Origin of the sequence: Candidatus Halocynthiibacter alkanivorans (assembly GCF_003333265.1) — a bacterium.
Taxonomy (GTDB): Bacteria; Pseudomonadota; Alphaproteobacteria; order Rhodobacterales; family Rhodobacteraceae; genus Halocyntiibacter_A; species Halocyntiibacter_A alkanivorans.
This window is the reverse complement of the sequence record NZ_QOLB01000159.1, coordinates 1-20,331: the sequence shown is the minus strand read 5'-3', so window position 1 is coordinate 20,331 and position 20,331 is coordinate 1. Positions and strand designations below refer to the sequence as shown.

16 protein-coding genes are annotated in these 20,331 nt (G+C 58.5%); 10 read left to right on the top strand and 6 right to left on the bottom strand.

The window, feature by feature from the left end; genetic code table 11:
* Nucleotides 1–215 precede the first annotated feature (215 nt).
* A complete protein-coding gene (locus tag DWA01_RS21055; protein WP_114287822.1) occupies nucleotides 216–899 on the bottom strand; it encodes an ABC transporter ATP-binding protein in 684 nt (227 codons plus the stop codon).
* Nucleotides 900–901: 2 nt separating this feature from the next.
* Nucleotides 902–2,050, bottom strand: coding sequence for a KpsE/RkpR family capsule polysaccharide export protein (locus tag DWA01_RS21050; RefSeq protein ID WP_114287821.1), 1,149 nt, complete (start codon nucleotides 2,048–2,050; stop codon nucleotides 902–904).
* 215 nt (nucleotides 2,051–2,265) lie between these two features.
* Here DWA01_RS21050 and DWA01_RS21045 point away from each other — a divergent pair, with 215 nt between their 5' ends.
* The 5 genes from DWA01_RS21045 (at nucleotide 2,266) to DWA01_RS21030 (ending at nucleotide 9,968) form a co-directional block, all read left to right on the top strand.
* Complete coding sequence (locus tag DWA01_RS21045) at nucleotides 2,266–3,060, top strand: ABC transporter permease (protein ID WP_114287777.1); 795 nt, start codon at nucleotides 2,266–2,268, stop codon at nucleotides 3,058–3,060.
* A 67-nt stretch (nucleotides 3,061–3,127) separates the two neighbouring features.
* Nucleotides 3,128–5,422: a glycoside hydrolase family 99-like domain-containing protein gene (locus DWA01_RS21040; protein ID WP_235008643.1), complete on the top strand. Its 2,295-nt coding sequence runs from the start codon at nucleotides 3,128–3,130 to the stop codon at nucleotides 5,420–5,422.
* Nucleotides 5,423–6,397 (top strand): hypothetical protein, encoded by a 975-nt coding sequence (locus tag DWA01_RS23215; RefSeq protein ID WP_160116091.1) that lies wholly within the window; start codon nucleotides 5,423–5,425, stop codon nucleotides 6,395–6,397.
* 10 nt (nucleotides 6,398–6,407) lie between these two features.
* Complete coding sequence (locus DWA01_RS21035; protein ID WP_160116090.1) at nucleotides 6,408–7,400, top strand: sulfotransferase domain-containing protein; 993 nt, start codon at nucleotides 6,408–6,410, stop codon at nucleotides 7,398–7,400.
* Between the two features lie 114 nt (nucleotides 7,401–7,514).
* Nucleotides 7,515–9,968: a calcium-binding protein gene (locus tag DWA01_RS21030; protein WP_114287775.1), complete on the top strand. Its 2,454-nt coding sequence runs from the start codon at nucleotides 7,515–7,517 to the stop codon at nucleotides 9,966–9,968.
* A 24-nt stretch (nucleotides 9,969–9,992) separates the two neighbouring features.
* Here the strand turns inward: DWA01_RS21030 and DWA01_RS21025 are convergent, their stop codons facing one another.
* From DWA01_RS21025 to DWA01_RS21010, 4 genes are all read right to left on the bottom strand, one after another.
* Nucleotides 9,993–12,626: a S8 family serine peptidase gene (locus DWA01_RS21025; RefSeq protein ID WP_114287774.1), complete on the bottom strand. Its 2,634-nt coding sequence runs from the start codon at nucleotides 12,624–12,626 to the stop codon at nucleotides 9,993–9,995.
* Between the two features lie 28 nt (nucleotides 12,627–12,654).
* Nucleotides 12,655–13,608: a glycosyltransferase family 2 protein gene (locus tag DWA01_RS21020; RefSeq protein ID WP_114287773.1), complete on the bottom strand. Its 954-nt coding sequence runs from the start codon at nucleotides 13,606–13,608 to the stop codon at nucleotides 12,655–12,657.
* A gap of 115 nt (nucleotides 13,609–13,723) precedes the next feature.
* Entirely contained in the window at nucleotides 13,724–14,191 is a 468-nt protein-coding gene (locus tag DWA01_RS21015; protein ID WP_114287772.1) for a very short patch repair endonuclease, read from the bottom strand.
* A 45-nt stretch (nucleotides 14,192–14,236) separates the two neighbouring features.
* Nucleotides 14,237–15,109, bottom strand: coding sequence for a MurR/RpiR family transcriptional regulator (locus tag DWA01_RS21010; protein WP_114287771.1), 873 nt, complete (start codon nucleotides 15,107–15,109; stop codon nucleotides 14,237–14,239).
* 134 nt (nucleotides 15,110–15,243) lie between these two features.
* Here DWA01_RS21010 and DWA01_RS21005 point away from each other — a divergent pair, with 134 nt between their 5' ends.
* The 5 genes from DWA01_RS21005 to DWA01_RS20985 all read left to right on the top strand — a co-directional run.
* Nucleotides 15,244–16,005, top strand: coding sequence for an N-formylglutamate amidohydrolase (locus DWA01_RS21005; RefSeq protein ID WP_114287770.1), 762 nt, complete (start codon nucleotides 15,244–15,246; stop codon nucleotides 16,003–16,005).
* A gap of 1 nt (nucleotide 16,006) precedes the next feature.
* Nucleotides 16,007–16,603, top strand: coding sequence for a TRAP transporter small permease subunit (locus DWA01_RS21000; RefSeq protein ID WP_114287769.1), 597 nt, complete (start codon nucleotides 16,007–16,009; stop codon nucleotides 16,601–16,603).
* Complete coding sequence (locus tag DWA01_RS20995) at nucleotides 16,603–17,925, top strand: TRAP transporter large permease (protein ID WP_114287768.1); 1,323 nt, start codon at nucleotides 16,603–16,605, stop codon at nucleotides 17,923–17,925. Before DWA01_RS21000 ends, DWA01_RS20995 begins: the two co-directional genes overlap by 1 nt.
* 52 nt (nucleotides 17,926–17,977) lie before the next feature.
* Nucleotides 17,978–19,012 (top strand): TRAP transporter substrate-binding protein, encoded by a 1,035-nt coding sequence (locus DWA01_RS20990; protein WP_114287767.1) that lies wholly within the window; start codon nucleotides 17,978–17,980, stop codon nucleotides 19,010–19,012.
* Nucleotides 19,013–19,081: 69 nt separating this feature from the next.
* Nucleotides 19,082–20,331, top strand: a 1,250-nt coding sequence (locus tag DWA01_RS20985; RefSeq protein WP_136057799.1) for a glutamine synthetase family protein, incomplete at its 3' end; no start/stop codon positions are given.

Sequence of the window (20,331 nt, the reverse complement as noted above, 5' to 3'; positions counted from 1 at the left end):
GCGGATGGCCCTGTGGGCTGCCATGCCGACCGTCAGTACAAATGTACATTTACCAATTGTTATCCATAAAACACCAAATAGTTTACCAAACGGTTTAGGCAGGGGCAAACCGGGAACATATCCTGTAAGTGCGTGTAACCCTGATGTGAAAATCCGCTTGTAACGGAAAGGCACGCGTCGCTGGGCTGCAGATTTCAGGGCGCAGGCCCCGCGACTCACTGTGGCAACGCGCCGGTCCTCTGCGGGGGCAGCAGGGTATTTTCGTAGTGGTTGAGCGCGGCCTCAATGTTTTCAAAGAAGTGCAGCCGGCCATCTTCCAGCACCGCGCCGCAGTCGCAGATCCGCCGCAGCAGGCCCATGGAATGGCTGACAACAACCGCGCCGCTGTGCTCCAGGCGCTGGCGGAGCAGGGTTTCACTTTTGCGCCGGAAAGCCAGGTCGCCGACCGAGGTGATTTCATCAACCAGATAAGTGTCAAAGCGGATGCCCATCGACATGGCAAAGGCCAGCCGGGATTTCATACCGGAGGAATATTGCCGGACCGGCTGCTCAAACTGCGCCTCCAGTTCAGAAAAGTCGCGGGCAAAGTCCACCAGAGCAGCGGTTTCGACCCCGTAGATCCGCGCCACAAAACGTACGTTCTGCGCCCCGGTCAGATCCGGGTGAAAACTGCCCATAAACCCCACCGGCCAGGACACCTGCCCGGCGACATGAATGCGGCCCTGATCCGGACGCAGCGTGCCGGCAATCAACCGCAGCAGGCTGGATTTTCCGGCGCCGTTGCGGCCCAGCAGCGCCATGGAGCGCCCGCGCGGGATTCCGAGCGTGATGCGGTCTGCAATCAGCTTGCGCCCCACAGGCAGGGCGAAAGATTTGCTGACGTTTTCAAAGCGCAGCATGTTCATCGCCGGTCTCTCAGGCTGTAAAAGATCAGGACACCGCAGCTCCAGAGGCCGGCAAGAAAGAACGCCATCACCAGCAGTGTGGTCGCGCGGCGGGGGTATTGGGCAGTTTCGGCCAGGGTTGGTTGAATATAGGCCGCCAGATAACGGCTTTGCCGGCGGGCTTCGGCCTGAGCCAGATCATAAGCTGCGCGGGCGGTGATCCAGGCCCGCTCGGAAAAATCCAGATCGGCCTGCAGGGCTTCAAACTGACCGACAATATCGGCATAGGAGGTTTGTTGCGGGCCGGAACCGGTGCCCAGGCTCTGACGTTCGGCGTCAATGCGCGCTTTGATCACGACGATTTTGCGCCGCCCCTGCCGCAGCCGCGGATCACTCTGCCGGGTTGTTTCCGTCAGCAGATCCAGATCTATCAGCGCCGTGGCCAGCTGTGATTGCAACCGGTTCAGAAGCCCCATCTGCCCCTGCAGATCGGCAATGGGATCGATGATGCGCTGTTCCCGGCGATATTGCTGCAGCCGGTTGCGCGCGGTGCGCATTGTTTGCGCCGCCTGGTCCAGTTCCTCAGAGGCAAACCGGGTGCTGTCCTGCTGTGCCGCAAGCGACAGCGCGTTGATCATTGCATCTGATTGTTCCAGCACTGCGGTGGTGATTGTCCGCGCGTCACTGGCGGTGAAGGCACGCGCCTGCAGCTCAATCAGTCCGGTGGCAGAGTCATAAGACAGCCGCGTCATGCGGGACCAGTGCAGCATCAGCTCCTCGATCGGGCTGCCCTGGGCCAGGGAGAATACCGGGTCATTCTGCGCCTTGCCATAGAGTTGCCGCAGGCCGATCTGGCGGTCGAGCCCGGCTACCAGCGCCTGGGACTGGATGAATTCATAAAGGATGTCGCTGTCAGACGAAGAGAGCCCGGAGAACTGGCCAAGGCTGCCAAGCATATCCACCGGGGCAGAGATCTCCTCGCGGCGGACAGTGAAAGCAACGGTGGAGACAAATTGATCTGCGGCCCGGGCGTAGAGATAGGTGGCGCTGATCAGCAGCGGCAATGCCACCAGCAGCAAAAACGAACAGAGCTGCGCCCGGTTGCGCGATTTTGCGGCTGCAGGTTCAGGGGTGGCGACGGCGCTGCCCGCGACGGGGGTGAGCACAGGAAAATAGTCCTGAACCTCAAGCAATTTCTGCTGTCGAAGCCGCGCCAGACGCCGCCTTCGCCGCAGCACGACCTGGGGGATTTGATTTTTTGTTCGTGGTTTGTTCAAAATCTCCGACACGGTAAACCGCCTCTTAACTATGATAGGAGACAGTTTTCACACGCATTGGTTTCGCAGTCGTTAATCATATTGGCAAAAATAAGGCCTCCCTTATGTCCCTCGCCGCCCCGTTGACCCCGCGCCGGAATTTCGCATTTGCCCGCACCCCCGGCGCCTTGATCCTGCGCGAAATGGCCACAAGCTATGGGCGCTCTCACGGCGGCTATCTCTGGGCGGTGCTGGAGCCGGTTGCCGCCGTCGCCCTGCTCAGCACACTGTTCTCGCTGGTCTTGCGCAGCCCGGCGCTTGGCACGAATTTCGCGTTTTTCTATGCCACAGGCTTTTTGCCATTTGCTGCATATATGGCGGTCAGCCAGCAGGTCGCCAGCGCGCTGCGGTTTTCCAGACCCTTGCTTGAATACCCGGCGGTCTGTGTGCTTGACGCGTTATGCGCCAGGTTTTTGCTGGCGGCGCTGACGCAGAGCATCGTTGCCGCCACAGTTCTTCTGGGCATCATCCTGATTTATGAGCTGAACCCGGTGCTGCACTGGGCTGCAGTGGCGCAGTCGTTTGTTCTCGCCCTTGCCCTGGGGCTGGCTGTGGGGGTGCTGAATTGTTTTCTGATGACGCGGTTTCCGGTCTGGGAGCGGGTCTGGGCGGTGGCCAACCGGCCGTTGTTTTTAGTGTCCGCGATCCTGTACCTGCCCGAGGCCCTGCCTGGCGCCTATCGCGGCTATATAATGATCAACCCGCTGTCCCATATTACCAGCCTGATGCGGCAAGGGTTCTACCCGGGCTATGACGCAGTGTTGGTCCGGCCCGGATATGTGCTTGGCCTGGCTTTAGTGCTGTTTCTCCTGGGTCTGATTGGCCTGAATTCGCGCCGCAAAGAAATCATTTTTCAATGATTGTTTCTTATTTTGAAACAAAGGGCGCCAGGACAGGTGTCGCGCTGCCAACAGGGAGGCCGGGTCTTTGAATTTGCCATCAGTCCAACGCCTGAAGACCGCGCTTTCGTTGTTGTTCCCGTCGCGCGCGCATCGCGGTTATGCCCGTCAGATCCGCGACAGCGGGCTGTTTGACCGGCGGTTTTACGTGACCAGTAATCCGGCGCTGCATCCGATTGTTCAGTGGTTGCCGATCCGCCATTTTGTCCTGCGCGGTGAGGCGACAGGCCTGTGGCCGAACGCAGGGTTCTCCCCAGCGGCCTATCTGCGTCACAATCCGGACCTGCATGGCAAAGTGAGCGCGCCGTTTTCTCATTTTATCCGCAGTGGCCGGCTTGAGCAGCGGCTGACGCTTGATCTCCCTGCTGCTTGCGAAACCAATACGCCCGTACCCAGGATCAGACCCGGTGACCGCCCGTCACCACAGGCGCGATTTGCGGTGGTGGTCCATATCTACTACCCGGAGCTGTGGTCGGAGTTTGCCAGCCGGTTGCGGGACCAGGAGATCGGCTTTGATCTTTTCGTGACGATTGTTGGGGGCTCAGAGGGGGCCTCCGGGCTGCAACACGACATTCTGGCGGCGTTTCCGCAGGCCCGGGTCTGGAAAGTGCCCAACCGGGGGCGTGATATTCTGCCCTTCCTTCATGTGGTGAATTCCGGAGTGCTGAACGGCTATGAAGCCGTGTGTAAACTGCACAGTAAAAAATCACCGCATCGCAGCGACGGGGAGCTGTGGCGCCGGCACCTGATTCGCGGGCTGCTTGGACCCGGAGCACAGACACGGGCGCGGCTGGAACATTTCCTGGCCGATGCCCGGGCGGCGTTCTGGGTTGCCGATGGTCAGATCTACCGGGGGCAGCACTGGTGGGGAACAAACCGTGATCAGACCCGGGCATTTCTGCGCCGGGTTGAAATTGAGGGCGAGACAGATCCGCTGCAATTTGCGGCGGGCTCAATGTACTGGATGAAACCGCTGATGCTGGACATGCTGCGGGGTATGCGCCTGTCGGAGGTTGATTTTCAGCCGGAACAGGGGCAGACGGACGGCACCAGCGCCCATGCGATTGAGCGCGCCACTGGCGCCCTGGCGTACGCGGCGGGTCAGCGTATCGTTCAGGCCAGCACGCTGGATCAGCGCAGGACCGCCGCCAGGCCGGCGCGCCCGACCTATACCACGGCCTTTTACCTGCCCCAGTTTCATCCGACGGCTGAAAACGACCGCTGGTGGGGCAAAGGCTTTACCGAATGGCGTGGGGTAAGCCAGGCTCGGCCGGTCTATCCTGGGCACGGGCAACCGGCCTTGCCGGCGGATCTGGGGTTTTATGACTTGCGGCTGAGTGAAAACCTGGCGGCGCAGCGCGTACTGGCCCGACGTGCAGGAATTGACGCTTTTTGTGTCTATCACTATTGGTTTGACGGCAAACGCATGTTGCAGCAGCCGCTTGATGTGGTGCTGGGCAATGCGGAGCTGGAGTTCCCGTTTTACCTGTGCTGGGCCAATGAATCCTGGCGACGGAACTGGGATGGCCTGTCTGGCGAAGTGCTGATTTCCCAAAGTTACCGTCCAGGATTTGCCCGGGATCTGGCGCAGGATGTGCTGCGCTATTTCCGCGATCCGCGCTATCAGCGTCCGGACGGGACACGCCCGCGATTTGTGATTTACCGCCCGGAAGACATGCCCGACCCGGCCAGCGCTGTTGCGGAGATGCGCCAGCACTGGCGGGACGCGGGCATCGGCGAAGTGGAGCTTGGCGCGGTGTTGTTTCACATATCAGGACCCGAAAAATTCGCAGAGGATCTGTTCGACTTTTATGTCGAAATGCCGCCACACGGCCTGGTCGGGGCAGACGATTATCTTGTCGGAGGATCTGCGGGAAACCGCGCCGGCCTGGCGGTTACGCCAGGGTTTGACGGGGTGATCTATGATTACAGGGCGGTGGCAAAAAACAGCCTCCGGCCCGGTTATGTCGCTGGCCTGCCCCAAAACACCATCGCTGGTATCATGCCCGGCTGGGACAACAGCGCCCGGCGGGACACGTCGGCGCATATCGCCTGGGGCGGCAACCCGGCGCAGTTTCGCCGCTGGCTGGGAGAGCTTTGTGCCGGGCGTCTGCCGGCGTCCTATCGTGGCGAGCTGTTTGTGAACGCCTGGAATGAATGGGCTGAAAAGGCGATGCTGGAACCCTGTCTGCAATATGGCGATGCCAATCTGCGCAGTCTTGCCAAATTTACCGGCGGCGCGGATCGCGGTGGGCGAGACGGCGGCCAGCACAGCAGCGACGCGAACATTTTGCACCAGCCTTTGCGGCAGGAGGGGCCATAAATGTCCCGGATCATTCTGCATATCGGCACCCATAAAACCGCGACAACCCACATTCAGGATCTGTTTTTTCACAACCGGAAACTGCTGGCGCGCCACGGTATCATCTACCCGAGAATCGGGGTCATGCGCGCACATCACGGGCTGGCCAGCGGCTGGATCAAACTGCCGGAGCGCTATCGGTTGCGCAATCCGCAGGGCGCCTGGACCCGTATTGTAAAAACCTGGGCGGCAACGGACAAAACGATCTTTATATCCAGCGAAGAATTTTCCCGCCTGTACCCTGCCCGGGTGAACATGGCGCAGCTGCGCGATATCGTGAGCGGATTTGACGACATTACCGTGTTGTGTTGCCTGCGCAATCAGGCGGGGTTTCTGCAATCGGTCTATCAACAAATTTCGGATGAGCGCAATCCGGGGCGCTGGCCGCAGTTTTTAAACCAGGCGCTGGAGCGGCGTGTGGTCGACGGGCTGAGCCTTGACTACAACCTGCTTTATGATCATTTGCGTACCGGCTTTGCGCCGGGGGAAATTCAGCTGGTGAGCTATGACCTTGCGCGGAGTTCTGCTGGTGGCATCGTGCAGAACCTGATCGAGACGCTTGATCTGCCGGTGCAGAGCACAGAACTGGTGGCCTGTGGCCCTGACCGGGCCAATGTATCGCCGCCGCCGCTGGCGTCGCTGGTGGCCAATGTGATTGCCGCCCCTGGGGTGGCACAGCCGGCGCTGGTTGCACGGGTTCTCCGCCAGATTGAACAGAGTGTGCCGGAGGCCGGGTCCGCGACGCTGTTCAGCCGGGCAGAACTGGCACAGCTGCGCCGGACTGTGCGGCCGTGGAACCGAAGGCTGCATGCGCGGGTGTCAGACGGGTTTGAGTTCGGGCCGATGCCAGGTCCTGGTCCCCGTATTTTCCGCGGCCGGCTGGAGACGCAGTTCTGGATGGATCTGTGCCGCGATCTGGCTTTGGCACCGGGGTGAGGAGGCGGATTTGGCCAGGGTAATCCTGCATATCGGAGCCCATAAAACCGGCACCAGCTTTTTGCAACGGTGCCTGTTTCAAAACCGGGCGCTGCTCGAGCACCATCAGATCTATTACCCGGACATCGGGCCCAATCCGGCGCATCATATCCTGGCCGCGCCCTGGATCGATTTGCCTGAAGTGCCGGCCAGCTGGTTTGCGCAGGGCGGGGCAGACGGCATATGGGACCGGCTGACCCGCGACTATTGCCACCGTCCCGGCACCGTCTTTCTGTCGGCGGAAGTATTCTCGCGGGCGGAGTTGCAGCGGGTGGATATGGCGCAATTGCGTGACCGGCTTGCCCCGTTTGAGCAGGTGCGCATCCTCTATACCACCCGGCTGCAGCCAGCTTTGTTACAGTCGGTCTGGCTGCAGCGGGCCAGGTCAGGCAAAGCCCCGCCCTTTGAGCAGTTTCTGAACCATGCGCTGGAAAGCCATCTGGCCTCCGGGATCTGGCTGGATCACGGGCAGCTCTATTCCCATCTGCGTCTGGGGTTCTCGCCGGAGCAGATCACCTTCCTCAGTTATGAGGCCCTGTGCGCCGCGCCTGGCGGTGTTTTGGCTGGATTTCTGGCGCAGATGGGCTGTTCCCTGTTGCCGGAACAGTTGTCAAAGGTGCCGGACGGTGGCGCGAATATTTCTCCGAATCCGCTTGCGGCCTGGATCGCCTGGAACATTTTTGGCCCGGTGCCGCTGCCTGCAGCGGGCGTGTCTTCCATATCCGAGGCAATAAATTCCGGTGCCCCCGCGCCGGTGACACTGTATTCCAGAGCGGAATATGTTCAGGTCGCGCGCATTTTTACCCCACTGAATCACGCGCTTGACCGCAGGCTGCAGCAGACCCAGCCTGGCTTCAGCACTGGAAATATACCCGACAGCAGCGCGTTGAAATTCCGCGAGGATCTGAGCCTGCGGCACTGGGGCAATATTGCCTCGGCAATTTACCAGCGCCGGCACTGCTAATTCAGCACCGCCAATTGTAAATAAGAGTCACGGTTCTGCCTTTGTTCCGCAAGGCCCCGTTAACGTGCAGCCTGCATTCTCGGTTACGGGTGTGTGTAATCAGGTGGCCGGGTGATGGGTATTTTTTCCGTAATTCAGACGTTGTGGTCAACGGATGTGGCCACGGTCACACAATCGACGCGGGTGATAAGCGCCGCAGATGGCGGGCAGATCTGGCTGCATGATCCGGTGAACCAGGCGGTGAGCAGCGTGTCGCTGGATGCAGGACTGATCGGCTCCGGTGACATCAGCCATCAGTTTTTTGCAGCGGGCGAAAATCTGGCGCCGCTGATTTTTGACAATCGGCTGACCTCGATCGACACGACGCTTCTGGCGCAAATGCAGGGCCTGGCAGATCAGCCAGTGAGCGAACAGATATTTTTGGGCCGCAGCGGACTGGCCAGAGACGAGGTTTCAGCGATGGTGGTATCCGGTGGTAGCGGAGACACTCTGTTGCTGGCGCAAGAGAACGGCGCCGGAATTGCAGCCTATGACATCTCCGGGGCACTTTCCCTGTCGCCGAACGACACGATTGCGGACACGGCGGTGGACCTGCTGTCCGGTATCTCCGCAATGGCGGCGGTGGATATCGACGGCAAAACCCTGGTACTAGCGGCGTCGGCTGCGGAAAACGGCCTGAGCGTGCTGGAACTGGGACCCGGGGGCAGCCTGTCGGTGCTGAACAATCTGGGGCTTGCTGACAATCTGCCGGTAGCGCAGCCTTCCGCTATCACCACGCTGACAAACAGTGAAGGGGTCTTTGTGCTGCTGACCTCCCGCGTCAGTTCTTCGCTGACGGTGCTGAAGCTGGAAGCGGACGGGGCGCTTACCGTGACCGATCAGGTCAATGATGATCTGAACAGCCGCTTTGGCGGTGCGCGGGCGCTTGATTACGTGGTGGTCGGGGATCAGACATTTGTTGCGGCAGCTGGCACCGATGGCGGTATCTCGCTGTTTCAACTGCTGCCGGATGGCAGCCTGTTCCTGCGCGAAACGATCACAGACAGCGCCGGTACAGCACTTTGGAATGTCACCGGCCTGGAATTTGCGGGTGCTGGCGGGCGCGTCGAATTATTTGTGACCGCGACGGGAGACGGTGCTGGAATTACCCGGTTGTTGCTGGATTTATCATCGGTTGGCCAGACCTTTCGCGGCGAGTCGGGTGGCGGATCGGATGACGTCATCATGGCGGTCGCTTCCGGCGGCACTCTGAGCGGCGGAAACGGGGATGACATATTCAGCGACGGCACCGGGGTGGATGTATTCTGGGGCGGCAACGGGGCGGACAGTTTCATTTTCCATCCGGACGGGAACACCGATACTGTTGCTGATTTTGATCTGTCACGCGACCGTATCGATCTCTCTGCCTACGGGTTGGCGCATTCACTAAGTGCGATTGATTTTGTCACCACCAATACCGGAGCGCAACTGACACTTCAGGATGATACCCTGATCTTGTTAAGCGCCGACGGAAGCCCGATCCGTCTGGAGGATTTCACTGACCAGATGGTGTTCAACGCAGATCATGTGGTTCTGTCGACGCCACAATCCGGTTCCGGCCCTGACATATCGGGGGACGAAGGGAACAATATCCTGAGCGGCACCAGTGGCGCCGACACTATGTTTGGCTTTGGTGGCGATGACACATTTGAGGGCTCTGCCGGCAGCGATATGATTGACGGCGGCGCGGGGGTGGACATTGTCAGTTATGACCAGTCCTCAGACCCCATCTATGCCGATTTGCTGCTGAGCGGGGTGAACAGCGGTCCGGACGCCGTGGGCGACACTTTCATATTTATAGAAAACTTGCGCGGCAGTGCTGGCGCTGATGATCTGCGTGGGGACGGCGGTGCCAATATGATCGTTGGCGGGCTCGGCAATGACTTTATTATGGGGCGCGACGGGGACGACAATCTGATCGGCAGCCGCGGCAACGACATTCTGAGTGGTGGCAACGGGGCTGATGTGCTCAACGGTGGCATTGGCAATGACCGGCTTGTGGCCGGGGCGGGCAATGACCGGCTAGTCGGCGCGCAGGGCGATGACACGTTGATTGGCAGTTCTGGCAACAACAGTCTGATCGCCGGGGCGGGCGATGATACGATATATGACGGCACCGGTTCCAGCACTCTGAGCGGCGGCGACGGCGCTGACCGGCTGATCGGCAATTCCGGCAATGACCGTATTCTGGGCGATGGTGGCAATGACCGGCTGTCGGGTGGCAACGGCAACGACCGTCTGTCGGGCGGCACCGGCAATGATTATATGGTGGGGGGCAACGGCGCTGATATTTTTGTCTTTCAGAACAACAGCGGCAGCGACACGGTGGAAGATTTCACTCTCGGGCTGGACCGTCTGTTTATCGATGCTGCGCTTGTCGGCGGGGAAAGTGATGCCGGGGACCTGGTCCGTGATTATGGCCGCCTGTCGGGCAATAATGCGGTGTTGGATTTCGGTGCGGGCGACCAGATCACCCTGGTTGGAATGACCGACCTGGCGGCGCTGGTGGATGATATTCTGATCACCTGAACCGCGCATTTTGAGCCAGGCGGTTCAGATGAAAACCAGCGTGTCCGAAAGAGCGGTCAGATCGTCAAACCCCAGCAGGGTCAACACATCTCCGCCGCCAAAATCAAAGACCGTATCCGCACCTGAAAGACTGGCGTAATCGCTGACTACATTGACGGCGTAGGTTTCCCCTGAAGTGAGAGCCGCCTCAATAAACAGCCGGTCCAGCGTGATATCATAATCCTCGATCCGGTCGGCATCTCCGCCCACGCGGAAGATGAAAATGTCGCCGCCGCCTCCGCCCACCAGATAATCATTGCCCTGGTCTCCTGACAGCCGGTCGTTGCCGTTGCCACCCGACAGCCGGTCATTGCCCCAGGCGCCATAGATGCGGTCATTTCCACCGGACCCGATCAGACGGTCTGCGCCGGTGCCGCCGTATAAGACCCCATCCCCGGCCCCGTCATATATTGTGTCATTGCCTGCCCCCGAAACCAAAGTATTGTTCCCGGCATTCCCAATCAGTACATCCGCGCCAGCGCCGCCTGTCAGCCGGTCATCGCCGGCACCACCGATCAGGCGGTCGTTGCCATCGCCGCCAGACAAAACATCATCCCCGTCGCCGCCGGACAGGATGTCGTCGCCCTCCCCCCCGATCAGAATATCGGCGCCGCCGCGCCCCATGATGAAATCATCCCCAAAGCTGCCGTTCAGCATATTGTCATTGTGACTGCCGCGCAGATCATCGTCATAAGCGCTGCCGCGCAGGCCCTCGATGGCGATGAATATATCGCCCTCAGCCGCGCCCAGATTGCGCGCGGCAAGCAGAAGATCTGCGGTCACGGCAGCATCCGCGCTGGCATAATCGGCGGTGTCAAATCCGGCACCGCCATTCAGCGTGTCGGCACCACCCTGCCCGCTCAGCCAGTCGTCGCCGCGCATGCCCATCAGATAATTATCCGCTGCATTGCCGGCCAGAACGTCATCCCCGTCGCCAGTCACGATGTTCTCAATCGGTTGGCTGCGGTCCGCTGACAGGGTGAACCAGTCTTGTCCGGAGACAGTAATACGCCCAGCCGGGTTCAGATCCGCTGTGATATCGCCCGCGATGGCCGCCATGTTGATCCAGTCGCTGCCGCCGTCGGTGTCCGACAGGGTGGCGCGGGCCGCATCAACACCGCGCATTGTCAGAAAATCATCGGTATAGCTGTAGACCGTGTCGGCGCTGACAGATTTGCCGAGGAATTCAATGCTGGCCGCCTGCAACGTTCCGCTTTTGCCTGACAGCATGTCAGTGGCGCGCAGGGTCCAGCTGCCCTGGCTTTTCTGCCCCAGCGCCGCAGTGATACCAAAGGTCCAGCTGCCGTCATAGGCGCCGAGACCTTCCTTATCGCGCAAAACAAATGTCTGGCCGTCAGGGGAGATCAGTTCTAGCCGCAGATCACTGATGCGGGCATGAGACAGTTCGACACTGACATAGATATGTTCGATTTCAATGTTTGCGCTCATGTTGATCATCAGATCTGCGATGCCCGTTGAGGGGATCGCTTTGCTGGCACCACCTGAATTTGCCGACACAGTGAGCTGGTTGCTGCTGGTGGCGGCGCCCGGAGTGATCACACCCCAGACTTCCGCCATCCTCACCGCCGCAAAGGCGTCCACCATGCCAAAGCCATAGGAGGAATTAAAACTCATGCCACCGCCGTTCCAGTTCGCCGCATCATTCACAAACCAGGCCTCGACCTCGTAGCCGCGCGCCGTGTCGCCATAGGCGGAGCCGGTATGTGCTGCAGATGTTGCCAGAATGTTCTGAACGTCGCGCCAGCCCAGTTGTGGGTTAGTGTCCAGCATCAGCGCAGCGACCCCTGTTACCACCGGCGTTGCCGCTGAGGTGCCGCCAAATCCGGAGGTATAACTGCCGCTGGCGTAGCCCGACGCACCGGTCATGTCGGTGGTGAAAGAGGCTGCCGGCGCGGTGAGCAGAATGTTGCTGCCCCAGTTGGAATAGCTCTTCGCCTCGCCGCTGGAATCGGTTGCCGCAACGGTGATGATTTCGCGCACGGTGTTCAGACCTTCGCCCTGCGCGTTGCCAATAATGCCGTCGCTGCGCAGCAGGGCGCTGTCGTTGGCATCATTTCCCGCCGCTTTTGTTACCACCGTTCCGAGGCCGCCGCGCCCGGTCTGAACCGCATATTGCAGCGCAATATGGTCGGCCTGCGAGCGGCTGCCCGCGCGGGTGACGTCGACAGAGGCGGAATAGTTGCCAAAACTGCCCCAACTGTTGTTGACCACGTCAAAATTCGACATGTAGCGCATGGCATCTGCATAGTCAGAAGCAGGTTTGTATTGCACCAGATTCAGGTAATCCACACTGGTCAGGCTGCTGCCCCAGGCCACGCCAATGATACCGGACCCGTTGTTTTCCGCGGCAATGATGCCGGCCACGGCAGTCCCGTGCGGGTCGCTGCCGCTGTCGGGCAGCCCGTCGTCAGCAAAACGCCGGTTATACTGCTGGCTGGCATCGTAATTGTCGTCGAGATCCGGATGGCTGTAGTCGATTCCGGTGTCATAGACGGCCACGGCGACGCCCTCACCGCTGTATTCATCCCAGAGCGTTTCAATATCGCCCAGAAGGGTGAACTGCCACTGGCTGCTATAGCGGGGATCTGTCGGCTGCATAGATCACAATCCTTGTTTCCGTAGGCAATTACAGTTTTCCAATCAGACAGGCTGCATAAAGTGCCGCCGTTCCAAGCCGGTCCTGGCGGCGGACACCGGATGTGTAGAGGTGATGCAGGCGGGAAATCAGCCCTCCGTTGCGGGCTTGGGAATAATTCATCAGGCTGCGTCTGGCCTCACTGTTAAACTGGTTAGCGGAGCGCATCAGCGCTTGCTGGTTCAGATTGTTCCAGCGGCGAAACCGCCCGTTCATCAGGTCGTTCAGGCGTTTTACTTTGGCTTTGATGCTACAGTTGGCGCCGCTCACATTGTGACGGTGCTGCCGGTAGAAAAGCACCGGCTCCGGGTCATAAATCACTGTTGCACCACAGCCGGTCATCAGCTGATACAACCACCAGTCATGAGACACGGCATCACCGGCACCGGCCAGAGCATGCTGCACAATTTCAAGTGCTGCCCGGTTCAGCACCATGGTATTGCCGCCGCCCAGATTCTGGACCAGGGCGTTCTGAAAGGACGGCGGCGCCTGAAACCGGCTGGACTCTCCTGTAGGTGTAAGGGTTGCGTCACAAACCGTTGTACGGGCGCAATACAGCGCTGGCAGGTCCTTGCCCACACGGTCCAGGGCGGCTTTGGCACGGGTCAGTTTTTGTGGAAACCAGACATCGTCCTGATCAGAAAGCGCCACCATCGACGCATCCCCGGGCGTGCTGCGCAACAGGTGAAAGAAATTTTGTACAAATCCCCGGCGCGGTCCGGAAACAAGCCGGACCTGTCCGGGCCGGTGGCTAAGGGCGAAGCTGTTTATGATCCCGGGGCCTGCATCAGCGGAGCCGTCATCAGACACCAGCAGCGTCCAGTTTTTGTGGCTCTGGCTGTCAAAGCTGTTCAGCTGATCGCGCAGATAACCGGCGCCATTGTACAGCGCCAGCAATACGCAGATCTCGTCCTTTACCGCAGGTCCTGGCTGCACGCGTCCCATAAGTGTTCTGCCTGTGCAATGAATGTCACCGGCAAAGATAGGTTAAATTGATTTCCAAACCTTTGGGATATCCCTGCGCCTTTGCGACAATTTCGCAGCAATACAGCCGACAGGGTCAATCTGCAGCGCCAGACTCGCCCTGAATTTCCAGCCGCGGCAGATCCGATGTCAGCCAGTCGGACAGTATTTCAATCACCAGTCCGGGCGCTTTTTTGTTGCGCCCTTTTAATGCGCATTCCCAAACCACGGCACAGCGCCAGCCAGCTTCGGTCAACCGGGTCACGGCTTTCTGGTCGCGTTCAGCGTTTTTGGTCAGTTTGTCTTGCCAGAAGGCTTGCCGGGTGCGCGGCCAGTGGAACATCGGACAGGCGTGGCGATGCCAGAAACAGCCGTGCACAAAAATCACCGCATTGTATTTGCGCAGCACCAGATCCGGTCTGCCCGGCAGTCGGCGGTCCTGCAGCCGGAACCGGTAGCCAGCACGGTGCAGCCCCTGGCGCACCATCATTTCCGGCCGGGTGCCACTGCTGCGGATCGCCGCCATATTACGGCTCCGGGTCTCGCGGTCATGGACGTCGCTCATCGGGTTTGCCTCTGGTTCAGGACCTCCGGCGTCGCGCGGGCTGGCTCAGCTGAATTTCCGGAACAAACGGGTGGTGTCAAAAAGTTCGTCCAACTGGGCAAATCTTTCGCGTGTTTCCGGCCAGCGCGCTTCTTGGACCGACGCGATCAGCGCCTCCAGCAGCATCATTGTTGCGACATTTGAATCCCAGGCCGAGGGGATTTCAACCCAGCAATTAAATACATAATCGGCGACCTTGCAGATCGGTGAGCCCCATTGATCGGTGATCAGAATGGTGCGAATTCCGCGTTTGGACGCCAGTTCGGCCAGGCGCAGCAGGTTGGTTTCATAGCGCCGGATGTCAAACAGAACCAGGGTGTCGCCTTCGACCATATCCAGCACATAATGCGGCCAGGTCGCCGAAGAGGCGGTCATATGCGTCACTTTGGGCCGGATCGCCTGCATATGGGTAAATGTGTAATCCGCCAGCGCCCGGGTGATGCGGCCACCGACCAGGTAAAGCGCGGCATCCGGGTTCGCCATCGCCTTAACTGCGGCGTCAAAGCGGTCAGTGTCCACATGGGCCATGGTGTTTGACAGGTTCTGAACCAACGACTCACTGAACCGGTTGAGAATATGGCCTTCCGGCGCTTCCCGGGCCCAGACTTCGCGTTTTTCAATCGGGCCTGAAAACTTTGCTTTCAGCTCGCTCAGCAGTGCCTGATGAAACTGCGGGTAGCCTTTATACCCCAGTTTTTGCACCATCCTGGCCACGGTCGGCGAAGAAACCTCGGCGTTTGCCGCGACAATGGTAATGGAGGCCAGGCCTGCTGCCGGGTAATTCTCCAGGATAGAATTGGCCAGTTTGCGCTCTGACTGGGTTAACGAATCATAGTGATCGCGGATCACATCCCGAACAGATTTAGCCGATTGTGGCACGTTTAGACCTCACCAATTTTTTTTAGTCATACAGGAAAACAGAATATTTGCCAGTGTGTGAAAATATATTGACAGAGCTATCGTACTTTGAAAGGAATTATCCAGCAATGATATAAAACGAACCGGCTGACTCGATGAACACCCTATCTGAAAATGTGACTGAGATCATTAACCCCGACGGAAAGGGGCGCGTGGTTTTGCTGTGCGAACATGCATCCTCACATATCCCGGCGAAATATGATGATCTTGGCATTGCGCTTGAGCATCGTCTGAGCCACGCGGTGTGGGATCCGGGCGCGCTGGAAATTGCGCGGCATCTGTCTGCAGCCCTGGACGCCCCTCTTGTGGCCAGCAAAGTCTCGCGCCTGGTTTATGACTGCAACCGGCCGCCAGAAGCGGCAGGTGCCATGCCAGAAAAATCTGAGCTGGTTGAAGTGCCGGGCAACAAAAACCTGAGTTCTGCCGCCCAAAAAGAGCGCGTTGAAGAGGTCTATAACCCTCTTGTTCAGGCCGTGTCCGACATTCTGACCGTGCGCGATAACAATACAGTGCTCATCACGATCCACAGTTTCACCCCGGTTTATTACGGCAAACTGCGCGCGGTGGAAATTGGCGTGCTGCATGACACGGACACGCGGATGGCAGACGCAATGCTGGCGCAGGCGCAGCACCTGCCCCATCGTGTAGTCGAACGCAATGCGCCCTACGGGCCGGAAGACGGTGTCACTCACTCGTTGCAACTGCATGGGCTTCGCCACGGGATCGCCAATGTTATGCTGGAAGTACGCAACGATCTGCTGCGTTCCAGCGATGATGAAGCCTTGATGGCAAAAGAGCTGCTGGCGTTGATAAAGCCTGCTTTGAAGGCGCTGGAACCGGATAATAAGGATACTTGAAATGCCTGGAGCGATACTGACCTTCATCCGCTTCACTGACCGGATCAACTACTGGATCGGGCGTTTCGCCATGTATCTGATTTTTGTTCTGGTCGGTGTCCTGTTGTGGTCATCGATATCTAAGACCTTTTTCCTGCCCACCATCTGGACGCTGGAAACGGCCCAGTTTGTTATGGTTGCCTATTATGTTCTGGGCGGTCCTTATTCGATTCAGCTTGGGTCCAACGTGCGGATGGACTTGTTTTACGGCGGTTGGTCGCCCCGGACCAAGGCCTGGATTGATGCGGTAACGGTTCTGTTCCTGATGTTTTATCTCGGGGTGCTGTTTTATGGCGCGATCGGGTCCACCGCCTATTCGCTCGGTTATTTTGGCAATGAACCAGTTTCATTCTTCTGGGATCTGTTTCTGGCCTTTGTCACCGGTGGCACCACTGCTGCTGCAGAGGTGACCGGATATATTGAGCGCAGCTCTACCGCCTGGCGTCCGCAGATGTGGCCGGTCAAATCAATCATGAGCGTCGGCGTCTTTCTGATGCTTTTGCAAGCCCTTGCTGAGTTCTTTAAGGATATCGGCCGCCTTCGTGGAGAAGAGTTCTGATGCCCTATGAAATGATCGCTATTCTGATGTTTTCGCTGATGATGATCATGCTGCTGACCGGGCAGCGGGTCTTTGGCGCCATCGGATTTGTCGGCGCGTTTGCCGGCGTGCTTTTGTGGGGAACCGGCGGTGTTGACATGCCGTTTTCCGCTGCGATGAAACTGATGAAATGGTATCCGCTGCTGACACTGCCGATGTTCATTTTCATGGGTTATGTGCTGTCAGAGTCCAAAATCGCCGACGATCTCTACAAAATGTTCCATGTCTGGATGGGCCCGGTACGGGGTGGCCTGGCCATCGGGACCATTGGTCTTATGGTGTTGATTTCAGCGATGAACGGCCTGTCTGTTGCCGGGATGGCGATCGGCGCTACCATTGCACTGCCGGAGCTTTTGCGCCGTGGCTATGACAAGATCATGGTGACGGGCGTGATCCAGGCCGGGTCTTCGCTTGGCATTCTTGTGCCGCCCTCGGTGGTGCTGGTGCTCTATGCGATGATCGCGCGCCAGCCGGTGGGTCAGCTGTGGCTGGCCGGTATTATCCCAGGTCTGATGATGGCGGCGATGTTCATTATCTACATCTATATCCGCTGCCGGATACAGCCCGAGCTTGGCCCGGTGCTGTCTGAGGAAGAACGCAATGTGCCGCTGAAAGAAAAGCTGCGCCTTCTGAATGCTGGCCTGCTGCCGCTTGGTATATTTGCCTCGATGATGGTGCCGTTCCTCAATGGCTGGACCTCGCTGGTGGAAAGTTCCGCCATTGGCGCGATGGCGGCCTTTCTCGCCGCAATTCTGAAGGGGCGGATGACGCGGGAAGTGTTCGAAGTCTCGGTCCGCTCCACCTTGGCGATTTCCTGCATGTTCATGTGGATTATTCTTGCGGCGCTGGGATTTGGTGCAATCTTTGACGGTCTTGGTGCGGTCAAGGCGATCGAAAGCCTGTTCACCGAGCAGCTGGGGCTCGACCCCTGGATGATCCTGATCCTGATGCAGCTTTCCTTCCTTTTGATGGGAACTTTCCTCGATGACACCGCCATGCTGGTGATTGTCGCGCCGCTTTATGTGCCGCTGGTCGGGGAACTTGGCTTTGATCTGATCTGGTATGGCGTGCTCTACACCATCACCACCCAGATTGCATATATGACGCCGCCTTTTGGCTATAACCTGTTTTTGATGCGGGCGATGGCGCCGCCGGAAATCGGACTGCGCGACATTTACCGCTCAATCATCCCCTTTGCCTTTATCATGGTCCTGGCCCTGACCCTTGTCATGGTCTTCCCCCAGATCGCGATGTGGCTGCCCAATTACGTTTACGGAAATTAATCACACAGAGAGCCTCAAAAAGGGGCCGGACATTTAAGCAAGGAGAGTAACAATGACAACAAGACGTAAGTTTCTGACCACCGCAAGTGTGGGTGCCGCAGCTGCCGGCCTGGCCGCACCTGCCATCGCTCAGTCCAAAATCAAATGGCGGATGCAGACCTATGCTGGCGCAGCACTGGCCGAACATGTGATCAAACCTGCGATCGACAGCTTTAATAAGATTGCTGGCGACCAGATGGAAATTGAACTCTTTTTCGCCGATCAGCTGGTCCCGACCGGTGAATTGTTCCGGGCGATGCAGCGCGGCACGATTGATGCGGTTCAGTCGGATGATGACTCGATGGCGTCTCCGACCGAAGTCACTGTGTTTGGCGGCTATTTCCCGTTCGCCTCCCGTTACTCGCTGGATGTGCCGGTGCTGTTCAACCAATATGGTCTGAACGAGATCTGGGGCGAAGAATATGCCAAAGTCGGCGTAAAACACATCTCTGCCGGCGCCTGGGATCCGTGCCATTTTGCCACCAAAGATCCAATCAACAGCCTGGCAGACCTGAAGGGCAAGCGCATCTTTACCTTCCCGACCGCGGGCCGTTTCCTGACCCAGTTTGGCGTCGTTCCGGTAACCCTGCCATGGGAAGACATCGAAGTTGCGATGCAGACCGGCGAGCTTGACGGCATTGCATGGTCGGGCATCACTGAGGACTACACAGTGGGTTGGGCCGATGTGACCAACTACTTCCTGACCAACAATATTTCCGGTGCCTGGGCGGGGTCGTTCTTTGCCAATATGGACCGTTACAATGAACTGCCGGCGAACCTTCAGGAACTGCTGAAAGTTTGCATGGACCAGTCGCATTATTATCGTCAGTGGTGGTACTGGGGTGGCGAAGCCAACCTGCGTGTCAATGGCGACAAGATGAAACTGACCACCATCCCGGACGAAGAATGGGCAACTGTCGAAAATGCAGCTGTCGAATTCTGGGATGAAATCGCCGCGGAATCCCCCACCAAAGCCAAAGTTGTAGAAATTATCAAACGCTACAACAACGACATGGTGAAAGCGGGCCGCCCATACCGTTACGGCTAAACGAACCTGTCCCGGCGTGATATCCGCGCCGGGGCATCCCTCCCTTTATGAAGAACAGGACGCGCCCAAATGACCGGCATTCTGAGTTTTGATGATCTGAAGACACAGGTCGCTTCCGGCGATGTAGACACCGTGCTGGTGTGCCTCATCGATATGCAGGGCCGCCTGATGGGCAAGCGCTTTGTCGCGCAGCATTTCGTAAATGGTGGTTTTGAAGAGAGCCATTGTTGCAACTATCTTCTGGCCACCGATTTTGAAATGGCCACCCCCGACGGGTACGCCTCCACAAGCTGGGAAAGCGGCTACGGCGACTATATCATGAAGCCGGATCTTGAGACTTTGCGCCCGGTGCCCTGGCTGGAAGGCACCGCCATGGTGCTCTGCGATGTGCTTGACCACAAAACTCACGCTGAGGTGCCTCATTCGCCGCGCGCGATGCTGAAAAAGCAAATCCAGCGCCTTGAGGCGATGGGGCTGTCGCCGGTGATGGCCACCGAGCTTGAATTCTTTCTCTTTGAGAAGAGCTTTGATGAGATCCGCAAATCCGGCTTCCGTGATCTGGCGCCAATCTCTGGTTATAATGAAGATTACCACATCTTCCAGACCACCAAAGAAGAGCACATCATGCGGCCGATCCGCAATCACCTTTACGCCGCCGGGATCCCCGTTGAAGGCAGCAAAGGTGAAGCCGAGGCCGGGCAGGAAGAGCTTAACATCAAATACGCCGATGCGATGAGTACGGCTGATCATCACACGATTTCCAAAAACGCGATCAAAGAAATCGCCTGGCAGCAGGGCCATGCGGTGAGCTTTCTGCCGAAATGGGATGAAAACCGCGTTGGCTCCTCGTCTCATGTGCATCAGTCGATGTGGCGCGACGGAAAAAACGCGTTTTTTGATCCCACCGATGATCTCGGCATGTCAGAGCTGATGCGGAACTATATGGGCGGGCTGCTGAAATATGCGCCTGATTACATGTACTTCCTTGCCCCCTATATCAACAGTTACAAGCGTTTCCAAAAGGGCTCGTTTGCGCCAACCCGCACCATCTGGTCCGTTGACAACCGCACCGCAGGTTTCCGTCTTTGTGCCGCCGGCAGCAAGGCCGTGCGCGTTGAATGCCGCATTCCCGGCTCTGATATGAACCCCTACCTGGCCATGGCGGCGCAGCTCGCCGCGGGGATCAAGGGCATTGAAGATGCTGAGAAACTCGCCGCGCCCACCGTTGGCGATGCCTATGAGGGCGACACGGGCTTTATTCCGCAAAACCTGCGTGATGCCCGCGACGCGCTGAAAGGCTCACAAATGCTGCGCGCCGC